Origin of the sequence: Pseudomonas shahriarae, from assembly GCF_014268455.2 — a bacterium.
GTDB lineage: Bacteria > Pseudomonadota > Gammaproteobacteria > Pseudomonadales > Pseudomonadaceae > Aquipseudomonas > Aquipseudomonas shahriarae.
This window is the reverse complement of sequence record NZ_CP077085.1, coordinates 3,038,631-3,051,600: the sequence shown is the minus strand read 5'-3', so window position 1 is coordinate 3,051,600 and position 12,970 is coordinate 3,038,631. Positions and strand designations below refer to the sequence as shown.

The following is a 12,970-nucleotide window of genomic DNA, read 5'->3' as shown; positions in this document are numbered from 1 at the left end:
CGAACCTGGAGCACGGACCTGAATTTAGCGTCAGAGCACCGTATTACTACGTTATAGAGTCAGTATCCGACTGCTGGAACTGCTCAAATTTGACCCGCGTGTTCTCATTCAAGCTGTCGGAGCAACATGAAGAGTTCGATTACTACGAGGATGAGGACGAAGATTTCGAGCTCACAAGGAACCTCGGCGAATGGAAGTGCCATGGGTATCGCGGAACGGTCTCCAACGTCGTCAGCCTCTCTCCCTTGGTAGCGAAGCAGATCCATCATTTCACCAACAAGTTCAAGCAGGCCTACAGCAAAGCGGCATGCAGCCGCTACCTGATGAATCACTGCGAAAATTGCGGGGCAAAGCTCGGCGATTTCTTCCTGCACAGCGAACCTAGTGGAGCTTTTTTCCCGACCTCACCACAATCAGCAGATGACTCTCGTCAGAATCAACGAGCGGTTCGACGCCAACTGCGGCGTCGGCTTTGCATCCGAAGTTTTTTTCGACTGGATGCAGGTTCGCGAGCAAGCCTAATTACCCTATCCAACAACGGGTGCCCGAGGAGCCTATACGGATTTCTGTAGCACTACGCGCTCAAACCTCCGTGTTACACCACCTGCTGGACATGATCAGCTTCAGGCTCTAACGCAACCACTGTCGCGACATGGTTGGTGATGCCGAAAGGAATGTGCACGGATGGAGCAACTGCGCTAGTCGATTTAAGGTGCCCTGATTGGTCATCGAAGAAGATGTGTGGTTTCAATACACCCAAGATTTTGCCTTTCTCGATGCCACCCAGGAAGAATGCGTCATTAGCCATGACACCCCAACTCTTGAGTGTATTCATCGCACGCTCATGAGACGGAGCATTGCGGGCTGTGACGATCGAGACGCGTATGCGGTTTTCGTATTTAGGATTGAGCTTCTTGTGCTTCTCTTCGGCTGACTGGATTTTGGATATCCGTACCATGAACTCCTCCAGCAGCCCTGGGTTACCCCTTAGGAAGCGGAACGTGAAGATTTTTTTGCTGAAACTTGCGGTATTTCTCCTCCCCCCTGACTCTGAAACACTGCGTCCGATGCCCGAAAATCAAACACAGCGCTGGAAGCGACGCCGATCACCAGTCGATTTTCTAACTCATAGGGCATTGGGACCTCTCTTGATACCTCTAGACGCAAATATTGATGGGCATCGAACATGCCGATCGATTTTCAGGGCGGATCGAGAAACACACATCGCGCGCCTCCTGCATGCACAGTCAGGCATATCAGCCTTCAAATCAATCTGCAGTTGCTTTATTAGGGATGTATCACTTTGAACCTTGCTGATTGACGCTGCCCACCACCTGATCGCCGGATGTCGGCCCCAAGCTATTCTCCTCATCGAAGATGGCATAATATGCCAACAATCAAAAGTACCCGTTTGCATGGAACTGGAGCTAAGTTATGGCGACGCGAAACGTTGTGCTCACCCCTCACCAAGAACAGGTTATCCATGACCTGGTGCAGTCCGGCCGTTATCAGAATGCCAGCGAAGTGATGCGAGAGGGTTTGCGTTTATTGGAGCAGCGCGTCGCCGAAGACACCGCCAAAATTGAGGCGCTGCGTCAGGCGACCTCGATCGGCATCATGGATCTTGAGCACGGGCGCTTTACTCAGGTGAACGAAGGGGATCTGGAGCACTACCTCGAGGGCTTGAGCCTGGAGGCAACCCTCCCCGCGCGCGAGAAACACTGAGCATGCCGCAGTATCGGATTTCCAACGCGGCACGCGCCGACATTGTCGACATCCTCAGGCTCTCCCAGACGCAGTTCGGCGATCAGGCACGCCAGCGCTACCAGATGCTCATCCTCGCGACGCTGCAAGCGCTCGCCGACACGCCTTATCGCATTGGCAGCCACGACCGCGATGAGCTTGCACCGGGCCTTCGCAGCTATCACCTCATCTATTCACGCCAGCAGGCCAAACAAGCCCGTGGAATGGTCAAAAACCCACGCCATATCGTGTTCTATCGTGTGGCAAACGACGACGTGATCGAGGTCGTCAGGCTCCTTCATGACGCCATGGAAGTGCAGTTGCACTTGCCTGACGACTGATCAGCGACCTGGCCCAACGGATTAACTGGCCGACCAATATCAGACAAAACGCCATGATCGTCGCCGGATCAGCCTGTAAATTCATGCCTGAAACCACTTAATACCCAAACAGCGACTTGCTCTCCAGATACTCGTCAAACCCAGACTCTCCCCACTCGCGGCCGTTGCCCGACTGTTTGTAGCCGCCAAACGGCGCAGCCTGGTCGGCGCGGGCGCCGTTGAGGTGGACCATGCCGGTACGCAGTTGCCGGGCGACCCTGCGGCTGCGTTCAAGGTTGGCCGAGGTGACGTAACCAGACAAGCCGTAGGGGCTGTCGTTCGCGATCGCTATTGCCTCGGCTTCGCTGTCATACGGGATGATCGCCAAGACCGGGCCAAAGATTTCCTCGCGTGCCACCAGCATATCCGGTGTGACGTCGGCAAATAGAGTCGGTTGCCCATAGTAGCCACGCTCAACGCCTGCCGGCCGCCCCAGCCCTCCGGCGATCAACCGCGAGCCTTCGGCGATGGCCTGGGCGATCATGTCCTGTACCCGCTCGAACTGCATGGCGTTGGCTAGAGGGCCGATGGCGGTGATCGGGTTGCTGTCGTCGTAGCACACCTGCGTGAGTACTTGCTCGGCGATCTCAATCGCCGCCTGTTGCTGCGCACGCGGCACCAACAACCGCGTCGGTGCATTGCACGATTGGCCGCTGTTGCGGATACAGCCCAACACTCCATGACGCACAGCGCTGGGCAGGTCGGCATCGTCGAGCAGGATATTCGCGGATTTGCCGCCCAGTTCCTGGGACACACGCTTGACCGTATCCGCCGCCGCCTTGGCCACTGCAACGCCGGCACGGGTGGAACCGGTAAAAGACACCATGTCCACCTCGGCATGGCGCGCCAATGCGGCCCCCACCCCTGGCCCGTCGCCGTTGACCAGGTTGAACACCCCCGCTGGCACCTCGGCCTCATGCAGCACCTGGGCAATGATCCGGGCTGACAATGGCGCACGCTCGCTGGGTTTGAGCACCACGGTGCAGCCCACGGCCAGCGCGGGGGCGAGTTTGCAGGTGAGTTGATTAAGCGGCCAGTTCCAGGGCGTGATCAGGGCGCACACGCCAATGGGCTCGCGTACCACCAACGTATTGCCCAGACGACGCTCGAAGCGGTACTCGCGTAACACATCCAACGCCTGTACCAGATGGCCCAGGCCTGCCGGCACATGGGCGCTGCGGGCCAGGGACAGCGGCGCGCCCATTTCCAGGTGAACCGCTTCGATCAGCGCTTCGCTGTTGCGCTTGTAGGCTTGGATAATACGTTGTAGCAGGTCGATACGCGCCTCAAGCGAACTGGCCGCGAACCCCGCAAACGCTTGCCTGGCCGCGCCGACTGCGCGGTCCACATCATGGCTGTCGCCAAGGATGATGCGCGCAACCATCTGCTCGGTGGACGGGTTTACCACGGTTTCAACGGCCGTGCCGTGGGGCTTGACCCAGGCACCGCCAATGTAGAACTCAAACAGATCCGACATACCTTGGACTCCCTTCAGGCGACGTGTTTCAGGGCACTCGCCAGGGTGTCGAACACCTGGGCGATCTCCTGCGGGCTGATGACCAGCGGCGGCGAAATCACAATGGTGTCGCCAGAGCCGCGCACCAGCACGCCGTTGTCAAAGCACCACTGCGCAACCTCGCTGCCACGCGCGCCGGGGAAACCTGGGCGCGGCTCGAGTTCTACCGCGCAGAGCAAACCGATCGCGCGTACGTCCAGCACCGCACCGATACCTTGCAGCGCGAGTGCGGTCGACTGCCACAGCCCGCTGACCGCGTTGACGTGCTGGTTGATACTCAATTCACGATGCACCTCGAGGGTCGCCAACCCGGCCGCACACGCCAGTGGATGCGCTGAATAGGTGTAGCCATGCATCAGTTCGATGACATTCGGCGGCCCGGCCATGAACGCTTCATACACCGCGCCACTGACCAGCACGCCGCCCATGGGCACGGCACCGTTGGTCAGGCCCTTGGCGGTGGTGATCAGGTCCGGCAGGACGCCGAAGGCTTGCGCGGCAAAGGGCGCGCCGACGCGGCCAAAGCCGGTGATTACCTCGTCGAAAATCAACAGCACGCCGTGCCGTGTGCAAATCTCGCGCAAGCGTTGCAAATAGCCTTGGGGCGGCGGATAAACCCCGCCGGAACCGGTAACCGGCTCGACAATCACCGCAGCCACGGTGCTAGGGTCCTGGATATCCAGCAGTTGTGTCAGCGCATCAGCGTAACTGGCGCCCTGCTGCGGCTGCCCGACACTAAAACGCATGCCCGCGTCATAGGGCAATGGCAGGTGCGAGACCTCCCCCAGCAGTGGGCCAAAGTCACGCTTCTGGCGGCCGATACCGGATACCGACAGCCCACCGAAGCCCATGCCATGGTAGCCCTTGGCACGCCCGATAAATTTGGTCCGGCGGCAATCACCACGCGCCTGGTGATAGGCCCGCGCGATCTTCAGCGCGGTATCCACCGCTTCAGAACCCGAGTTGGTGAAGAACACCTGCTCCATATCGGCGGGGCTGATGTCGATCAGGCGCTCGGCCATTTCCTGGGCCTGTGGGTGGCTCATCTTGAATGACGAGACGAAGTCCAGGCGCCCCGCTGCTTCGCGAATGGCTTCGACGATTTTCGGTTGGCCATGCCCGGCATTCACGCACCATAGCCCCGCCATTGCGTCGAGTACGCGGCGCCCATCGGTAGTGGTGTAGTGCATACCGTCGGCGCTGGCAAACATCATCGGTTGTTGCTGGAACTGGCGCATCGGGGTGAATGGCGCCCAGAACGCACCGCGCGCGGAAATTGAAGGGTTGGAAAGATCGTTCATGGCGACTCCTGCAAAGCGATGGCTGGGTGGCCGGTCAGCGTCGGGCGCTGCAACGGGCCTGCATTTACGTTGACGCTGCGGTCCACGGACAAGGTGCCGTGTTCGATACGGCAGGTGACCCGATCACAAAACGCCGTCTCGACAAACTGCCAGGTCATGCTCAACACCCCGTCTTCGGTCCAGCGCGCCTGCGCCACCACCGGGGTGAGTTCCGGCTGGTATTGGTGATGCAGATAGTGGCCGGTCATACTGGTCTGGGTTTCGATGCCGGCGGTGAACCCGGCACGAATGCAGTGGGTGCCACGGGGGTCGGTGAGGTAAAAGTCACAATGCTCAGGTCCGAACTCCAGGCGTACTTCGCTGACCTGGTCTTCGTTGGCCTGCATGACAAACGTGCGGCTGAATTCAGCCTGGCGCGGCGAGCTCGCGGCGCCAGACAGGACCGGCCGCTGTTGATGCGCCAGCAGCGCCGCCAGGCCGGCATCCGCCGGGCCTTCGGTGGGCACGTCCAGCGCAGGCAAAAGATGCTCCCAGAGCAGGCTGTGCAAGCGCCGCTCGCCCAGGGCAAGCCCCGCGGTAAAGGCAATCACCGCGTTATGACGAGGTAACACAATGCACTGCTGGCCAAACACGCCGGAGGCGTAATACCCACCGTGCAGGGTCATCCACCACTGGTAGCCGTAGCCTTCGCGACGCGTGACAGCAGCATCGCTCGACTCGTCGCGGCTCAGGTAGCGCTTGCCATCGAAGGCGCCCATCCATACATCATCGACATGCCCGCGGGTCGCTTGGGCCACCCATTCCCGGGACAGCAATTGCTGCCCCTCCCAATTGCCGTGTTGCAAGTGCAATACGCCGAACTTGAGCAAGTCTTCGGTGCGGCAACTGAGGCCATTGCCACCGGTGTTGAAACCGCCAGGTGCCAGGTCCCACTCGATGGGGCCCATGCCCATGGGTTGGAAGATGCGTACGTTGCACAGCTCGAACGCCGTCTGGCCGCTGACCACGCTGACAATCGCCGAGAGCATGAAGCTCGACGCACTGCTATAGATAAACCGGTGCCCTGGCGGGTCTTCGACCGGCTCATTGAGGAACAACCGCACCCAACTGTCACTGCGCCCGCGCCAGGCGCCACCAGAGATGCCCTGGCGGTGGCCGGTGCGCATGGTCAGCAAATCCCGAACGGTCATGGCCGCCAGGTTGGCGCTGATGGATGCCGGGCAATCGGCGGAAAAAAAATCCACCACTTTGGCGTCCAACGACAGCGCGCCGTCATCCACCAACAGCCCGACGGCCATGGACACCCAGCTTTTGGTCGCCGAATGTTGGACATGCAGGCGTGCGGCGCAATAAGGCGCCCAGAACGCTTCAGCTACCACCGCGCCATCGCGGTACAGCATGAAGCTGTGCAACTCCAGGTCCGCAGCGTTCACCGCTTCGATGAAATCACTTACGCCACGCGCCGATACGCGTTGTTGACTGGGCAGTGCCCGCCGCAACGGCAAACTCGTCATCTGATCTATCCCCTCATTTCCACTGCTTGGGCGTGCAACAGGCTGTTCCTGTTGCACGCCATTACCGCTACCAGAGCGCCACGGTGTAGCCCAGGATCACTCTGTTTTCGTTGGTGTCACGGGCGAAGTTGCTCGTGGCACTGGCGTTCTGCCAACGCAGCGATACATCCTTGAACGTGCCGCTCTGCACCACATAGCCGAGGCTCAAGTCCCTCTCCCACTCGCGTCCTTCGCCGTTGAAACCGATGACCTTGGCGTTGTCGCCCTTGGCATAACGCATCGAGAACAGCAGGCCCGGAATGCCCAGCGAGGCGAAGTCATAGTCATAGCGGGCATGCCATACGCGCTCGCCGGTCTGGGAGAAGTTGGCCAGTTGATACTCGGTGAACAGGTAGGTGTTGGTACCGTCCACATACGTGAACGGCGTCGAACCGTACTGTTCCTGGTAACCGCCGCTGAGGTTGTGGCCGTAGAGGCCATAGCCGATGCGCGTGCTCAACGCCCGGTTATCCACCTTGCCGGCCAGGGCCGCAGCGTCTTCACTGGCGCTGAAGTAGCGGATATCGGTCTTGAACATGCCAGGGCCCCACTTGAAGCTGTTTTTCAAGCCCAGGTAATGCTGTTGGTACAGGCTTTCCAGTTGCGCGAACTGGTAGGTCACAAAGGTCGTCGGTGTGAGTGCGTACTCGCCGCCGGCATAGCGGAACTCATCGCTCTTGGCGCTGCTTTTGTAGGCGCCGTATTGACTGGTAAGCCCCATATCCTCGTAATGGGTTGAGTCGCGCTGCTTGACCTGGTCCAGTTGGCCCGCGGTCAGTGTCAGCTTGTCGATGTCCTTGGAGGTAAGTGCAGTACCGCTGAAACTCTGCGGGAACAAGCGGCTCAGGTTCGGCTGCAGCGTCGGCAGGTCAGGCACCATGTAACCCACGCGCAACTCGCTTTTGGCCAGGCGCGCCTTACCGGTGAGGCCAAGTTTGGAGTAGTTGTCATGGGCTCGGCGGGCGTAGCTGGGGGAGCCTGGCTCGGCCATGCTGGAGCGCGCCAGCAGCCCGGTGCCGGAGTTGTCCGGGCTCGAATCGAGCTTGATGCCCAACATGCCTACCGCGTCCAGGCCCAAGCCCACGGTACCATCGGTAAAGCCCGACTCGAGCTTGAGGATAAAACCCTGCGCCCATTCGGCACGCTTGTTCTGTCCGCTGGACTCGCGGTAGTCGCGGCTGAAGTAGTAGTTCTTCAACTCCAGCGCCGCTTTGCTATCGGCGACTAAGTCGGCCTGGGCAAACAAGGGCATGAAACCGGCGCCCATGACGCTGGCACTGGTGACAACTTTATTGATGCGGTTATTCATGTGTAGGTTCCTGGCAGACAGGTTGAGTGGGGTTGTTTTTGTTTTCTTCGGCCATGGCTTCGCCCGCTTCGCAAATCGTCGATTTGCGAAGGGTTGGGTTTTAATGCCGTGGCCTGGGGTGCAGCAGTACCTAAATCACGCTGGCACGGAGGCGGTAACTGCCGTCCGCACGTTTCTCCAAGGGGCTGGCCGCGGCGAGTAGCCGACGGGTGTAAGGGTGTTGGGGGGCGTCGAAAATCGTGTCACGTGGGCCCATTTCGACCACTTCGCCCTGGTTCATAACCGCCACGCGGTGGGCGATGCGTTCTACCGCCGAGAGATCGTGGGAAATGAACAGGCAGGCAAAGCCGTATTGGCGTTGCAAGCGCTCGAACAGTTCGAGGATCTGCTTCTGGATGGTCATGTCCAGTGCCGAAATCGGCTCGTCGGCAATCACCAGCTTGGGTCGCCGCACCAACGCACGGCCAATCGCCACGCGCTGGCGCTGACCACCGGAGAGTTGATGGGCAAAGCGCTCGCGAAACTGTTCGGGCAAGCCTACGTCGACCAGAGTGTCGGTGACCCGCTGACGCTTTTGCACGGCCGTCAGGGCTGGTTCATGGCGCAGCGGTTCGGCGAGGATCTGGCCGACGGTCATGCGCGGGTCGAGGGACGAATACGGATCCTGGAAAATCATCTGGCATTGCAGGCGGTGTGCCCGGTTGGCGGCTTTGAGGATATCCACGCCCTGGAACAGGATCGCCCCGGCACAGGGGTTGACCAACCCGACGACCGCACGCCCGAGGGTGGTCTTGCCCGAACCGCTGCCACCGACCAGGGCCAGGGTCTCGCCCGGCGCGATACTCAGGTTCACCGAGTGCACCACGCGATTGGGCACGCTGCGCCCCCAGAAACTGCGCGGTCCCGGGTGTTCGATACACACATCCCGGACCTGCAACAACGCGCGATCGGCCGTCGGCAGTGGCACCAGTTCCCCGCGCCGTGGCAGCGCGTCCAGCAATTGCCGGGTGTATTCGGCCTCGGGGGCAAAGAGGATGTCTTCGATACGGCCCTGCTCGACCGCCTTGCCCGAGCGCATCACCACGACTTTGTGGGCATAACGCGCCACCAGGGACAGATCGTGGCTGATAAACAGAATCGCGGTGCCCTGCTCGCGGGTCAGTTCCAGCATCAACTCGATCACATCCAGTTGCGCCAGGCAATCCAGGGCCGTGGTCGGCTCGTCGGCAATCAGCAGCGCCGGGCGCAGCAACATCACCGAGGCGAGCATGATGCGTTGGCGCATGCCACCGGAGAATTGGTGCGGGTAGGATGCCAGACACTTTTCGGCGTCCTTGATGCCGATGCGTTGCAGCATGGCGATGCAGCGCTCATGGATCGTCGCCGAATCCAACGTGGTATGCAGCTTGAGTGCCTCGCTCATCTGCCGGCCGATGGTCAGCGCGGGGTTGAGCGAGACCATCGGTTCCTGGAACACCATGCCGATCCGCGCACCCCGCACTTCACGCATGGCCTTGGCATTACTGCTATCCAGCGCCTGCCCCTGGAAGAGGATGCGCCCACCGCACACCTGCATCGGTGCTGGCAGCAAGCCAATGGCAGCTCGCGCGGCCATAGTCTTGCCGCTACCCGACTCGCCCACCAGTGCGACGATTTCGCCGGGGGCCATGGTGAAGCTGAAGTCATCGACGGCCAGCGGACCGTCCACGCCGACGCGAATCTGTAGATTTTCAACGGCCAGTAAAGGGACTGGAGCGCTCATGCTCATTTCCTCATGCGTGGGTCGAGACGATCACGCAAGGCATCGCCGAACAAATTGATAGCCAGCAACGTCAGGCTGATAAAGATGCCCGGGAAGATCCCCAGCCACGGCGCCGTCGAGATATAAGTGCGGCTCGCCGAGAGCATGCTGCCCCAGGTCGCGGCCGGCGGTGGAACCCCGAGGCCGAGGAAACTCAGCGCACTCTCCGAGAGCAACGCCCAGCCAAACATGCTGGTGGCCAATACACACAGCGGCGCCAGACAGTTTGGAGTGATGTGACGGAACATGGTGTACAGCTCGGAGTTGCCGATCACCCGCGAAGCCTCGATGAACTCCAACTCACGCAGCGACAGCACGCTGCCACGTACCACCCGCACCACCGAAGGGGTGTAGGCGATACCCAGGGCGAGCACGATGCCGTACTGGCTCGCACCGACAATTGCCATGATGCCCAGGGCCATAAGAATGCCGGGGAACGCCAGCAACGCATCGTTGAGCATCATCAGCACCCGGTCGGTCCAGCCACGCAAGTAACCGGCGAGCATGCCGATCACCGTGCCGCAGATCACCGCCACGCTGACCGAGAGCAGGCTGATCCATAAGCTGGTACGCGCACCAATGATCAGCCGGCTGAACACATCCCGGCCAAACTCGTCGGTACCCAGCCAATGCATGGCGCTCGGTGGGTGCAGGCGTGAGAGCAGGTCCAGTTTGAGCGGGTCGTAAGGCGTCCACACCACGCCGAGCAATGCCAGCAACACCAGTGCCGCGAGCAAGCTGGCGCCGATCAGGGCGTTCAGCGGCGGGTAACGCCGGCGCCGCCGAGGCTGGATCGCCGCCACGGTGGGCAAGGCAGGAGTCTTGAGGTTCATAGCTTCACCCTTGGATCGAACAGCGGATACAGCAGATCCACCAACAGGTTGACCAACACATAGATGCAGGTGACCAGCAGCAGGCATCCCTGCAACACCGGGTAGTCGCGGGAGAAAATCGCATCGACCATCAATCGGCCGATACCTGGCAAGGTGAACACCGTTTCCAGCACCGCAATGCCGCCCAGCAAGTTGCCAAGGATCAGTCCAATCAAGGTCCAGGTCGGTGCAAATGCGTTGCGCAAGGCGTGCCGGCACAGCACCGCGCTTTCCGACAATCCCTTGGCCCGGGCATGGGCGATGTACTCCAGGCGTAGCACCTCAATGGTGCTGGCCCGTGCCATCCGGGCAATTGCACCGAACTCCACCAGCGTCAAGGTGATGATCGGCAGCACCACATAGGTCAAGGCTTTCATCGGGTCAGTGGCAAAGCCGACGTAACCGATCACCGGCAACCAGCCCAATTGAATGCCGAAGACATACAGCAGCAACAAACCCAACCAGAAGCTGGGTACCGACAGCAACAACGTTGCCGTCGCCACCAGGCCCAGATCCATCGCACTGTTTTGCTTCCAGGCTGCGAGCAAGCCCACCGGCACTGCGAGCAGGGTCGCCAGCAACACTGCCACCAGCACCACGGTCGCACTGACACTGAAGCGCTCAAGCAGCAATTCCAACACCGGCTGGCGGCTGCTGATGGACACACCGAGGTCGCCACTGAGCACCGATTTAATCCAGATCAGGTACTGGGTCACCACTGAGTGGTCAAGCCCCAGGCTGCTGCGCATATCGGCAAGGCTTTGCGGGTCGGCCATGTCGCCTAGCATCAACAGCGCCGGGTCACCGGGGATCAGGCGGATCAAGGCGAACACAATCACCGAGATCAGTAACAGGGTCGGCACCGCCATGCCGAGCCTGTGCAATATGAATCGAAACATAGCGCTACACCTTACTTGGAAGTGTCGAGCAGCTTCACGCCCCACAGGCGCGGCTTGGCAACAGGCCAGGAACGATACCCCTCGACGCGCTTGCCCATGGCGCCAATGGCAGTGCCGTTATAGATAACCACCATGGGCACATCCTTGAGCATCAGCGTGTGCAGCCTGTCGAACAGTGGCCGGCGCTTGGCTGGGTCAACTTCACGCTGAGCCTCACGCAATATGGTCAGGGCTTCGGGGTTGTCCCAGACCTTACGCGGTTCCTTGTCCTTGTCGCCGATCACCGATTCGTAGCTTTGCGCCGCATCGAAACGTCCTGAGTACGAGAACGACATCATCTGGTAGCTACCGGTCTGGTAACGCTCCAACTGTGTGCCCCACTCCAGGGTTTCCATCTCGATGTTCAACCCTGCCGCTTGGGTCATGGCTTGGCTGAGCAAACCCATGTCGAACATCTGTGGGTAGCGCTTGTTGACCAGCATGCGGATTTTTTCACCGCTGTAGCCGGCCTCCTTCAACAGGCGCCGGGCCTCGTCGAGGTTGTAGGTATAACCCTGGTGCGCGGTGCCGGCGTAGTACGGACTCGCTGTGGGAATGATTGAGTTGTTGACCACCGACAAACCATCGGACAACGCCGCCACCATCTGCGCGTAATCCAGGGACAACGCCACTGCACGACGGATGCGCACGTCCTTGAGCAACGGGTCGCGGGTCTGGAACAGCAACCCGCTGATGGTCATGATCGGGCTGACCTGGATCTGCAGGTTCTGGACCTGCTTGAGTTGTGCGGCATCCATTGCGGTCACGTCCGGCAGCAGGTCCACGCCACCCGACAGCAACGCTGCCTTCGCCGAGGCCGAATCGGGGATCACCTCGAACCGCACGGTGTCGACAAACGCCTGCTTGTTGCCGGTGTAACCGTCCACCGCGCCTTCTGCACGTGGGGTGTATTGCTTGAAGCGATCCAATTCGACGTACTGGCCCTTCTGCCATTTTCCCAGGGTGAACGGGCCGGTGCCAATCGGTGCGCGCCAACTGCCATCGGCGGCCAGGGAGTCTGGATGCAGGATGCCGCTGCCCGCGCAATCCGGACGGGCCATGGCGGCCAGGAACAAGCCATTGGCCTGATCCAGGGTGAACACCACGGTTTTCGGATCGGGGCTGGCGATATCAACGATCTTGGCCGCACCGCGGCCATCGAACTCTGCCAGGCAACGCCATTGAGTCTTGGGGTCCAGGTAGCGCTGCCAGGTCCATTGCACATCCTTGGCCGTCAATAGCTGGCCGTTGTGGAAGTGCACGCCGTCGCGCAGGGTAAAGGTGTAGCGCAGGCCATCCGCCGAAACGTCAACGCCGCTGGCTAGCATCGGGGCGATGCTGGTGTCTTCACGGTACGCCACCAATCCTTCGACGATATGCATCATCACCGCGTCGGTGTTGTCGTCGCGGTTGACGCCTGGGTCGGTGCTGCGGATATCACCGTTGAGCCCAACGCTGATGACCTTGTCCTGGGCAACGGCCATGGAAAAGGTGCACGCCGACATTACGACGGCCAATGCCGTCTTTACGTAACTATTCACGGGAGAAAGACTCCTT

13 protein-coding genes are annotated in these 12,970 nt (G+C 60.5%); 3 read left to right on the top strand and 10 right to left on the bottom strand.

From position 1 onward, the window contains the following. Nucleotides 1-89 precede the first annotated feature (89 nt). On the top strand, nucleotides 90-572 hold the full coding sequence (locus HU773_RS13640; protein WP_128593711.1) for a hypothetical protein: 483 nt from the start codon (nucleotides 90-92) through the stop codon (nucleotides 570-572). A gap of 23 nt (nucleotides 573-595) precedes the next feature. On the opposite strand, the gene HU773_RS13635 is transcribed toward HU773_RS13640, so the two are convergent. Both HU773_RS13635 and HU773_RS27810 read right to left on the bottom strand, forming a co-directional pair. Then, on the bottom strand, nucleotides 596-958 hold the full coding sequence (locus HU773_RS13635) for a 5'-nucleotidase (RefSeq protein ID WP_411356326.1): 363 nt from the start codon (nucleotides 956-958) through the stop codon (nucleotides 596-598). A 29-nt stretch (nucleotides 959-987) separates the two neighbouring features. Continuing rightward, entirely contained in the window at nucleotides 988-1,137 is a 150-nt protein-coding gene (locus tag HU773_RS27810) for a 5'-nucleotidase (RefSeq protein WP_411356325.1), read from the bottom strand. Nucleotides 1,138-1,434: 297 nt separating this feature from the next. On the opposite strand from HU773_RS27810, the gene HU773_RS13630 reads away from it, so the two are divergent. Next, complete coding sequence (locus tag HU773_RS13630) at nucleotides 1,435-1,725, top strand: type II toxin-antitoxin system ParD family antitoxin (RefSeq protein WP_032698686.1); 291 nt, start codon at nucleotides 1,435-1,437, stop codon at nucleotides 1,723-1,725. Between the two features lie 2 nt (nucleotides 1,726-1,727). Beyond that, on the top strand, nucleotides 1,728-2,084 hold the full coding sequence (locus HU773_RS13625) for a type II toxin-antitoxin system RelE/ParE family toxin (protein ID WP_128593693.1): 357 nt from the start codon (nucleotides 1,728-1,730) through the stop codon (nucleotides 2,082-2,084). Nucleotides 2,085-2,181: 97 nt separating this feature from the next. Here HU773_RS13625 and HU773_RS13620 read toward each other — a convergent pair whose 3' ends face one another. The 8 genes from HU773_RS13620 to HU773_RS13585 all read right to left on the bottom strand — a co-directional run bounded on the left by HU773_RS13620 (nucleotide 2,182) and on the right by HU773_RS13585 (nucleotide 12,954). Continuing rightward, a complete protein-coding gene (locus tag HU773_RS13620) occupies nucleotides 2,182-3,600 on the bottom strand; it encodes an aldehyde dehydrogenase family protein (protein WP_128593692.1) in 1,419 nt (472 codons plus the stop codon). Nucleotides 3,601-3,614: 14 nt separating this feature from the next. After that, nucleotides 3,615-4,940, bottom strand: a complete 1,326-nt coding sequence (gene aptA, locus HU773_RS13615) for an omega-aminotransferase AptA (RefSeq protein WP_128593691.1) — start codon at nucleotides 4,938-4,940, stop codon at nucleotides 3,615-3,617. Continuing rightward, entirely contained in the window at nucleotides 4,937-6,454 is a 1,518-nt protein-coding gene (locus HU773_RS13610) for a serine hydrolase domain-containing protein (RefSeq protein WP_169990117.1), read from the bottom strand. The genes aptA and HU773_RS13610 overlap by 4 nt, the downstream gene beginning before the upstream one ends. 67 nt (nucleotides 6,455-6,521) lie before the next feature. Beyond that, on the bottom strand, nucleotides 6,522-7,802 hold the full coding sequence (locus HU773_RS13605; RefSeq protein WP_128593690.1) for an OprD family porin: 1,281 nt from the start codon (nucleotides 7,800-7,802) through the stop codon (nucleotides 6,522-6,524). A 130-nt stretch (nucleotides 7,803-7,932) separates the two neighbouring features. After that, a complete protein-coding gene (locus HU773_RS13600; RefSeq protein WP_128593689.1) occupies nucleotides 7,933-9,564 on the bottom strand; it encodes an ABC transporter ATP-binding protein in 1,632 nt (543 codons plus the stop codon). Between the two features lie 2 nt (nucleotides 9,565-9,566). Further along, nucleotides 9,567-10,436, bottom strand: coding sequence for an ABC transporter permease (locus HU773_RS13595; protein WP_169990116.1), 870 nt, complete (start codon nucleotides 10,434-10,436; stop codon nucleotides 9,567-9,569). Beyond that, nucleotides 10,433-11,374: an ABC transporter permease gene (locus HU773_RS13590; RefSeq protein WP_128593687.1), complete on the bottom strand. Its 942-nt coding sequence runs from the start codon at nucleotides 11,372-11,374 to the stop codon at nucleotides 10,433-10,435. Before HU773_RS13590 ends, HU773_RS13595 begins: the two co-directional genes overlap by 4 nt. A gap of 11 nt (nucleotides 11,375-11,385) precedes the next feature. Then, on the bottom strand, nucleotides 11,386-12,954 hold the full coding sequence (locus tag HU773_RS13585) for an ABC transporter substrate-binding protein (protein WP_169990115.1): 1,569 nt from the start codon (nucleotides 12,952-12,954) through the stop codon (nucleotides 11,386-11,388). Nucleotides 12,955-12,970 lie beyond the last annotated feature (16 nt).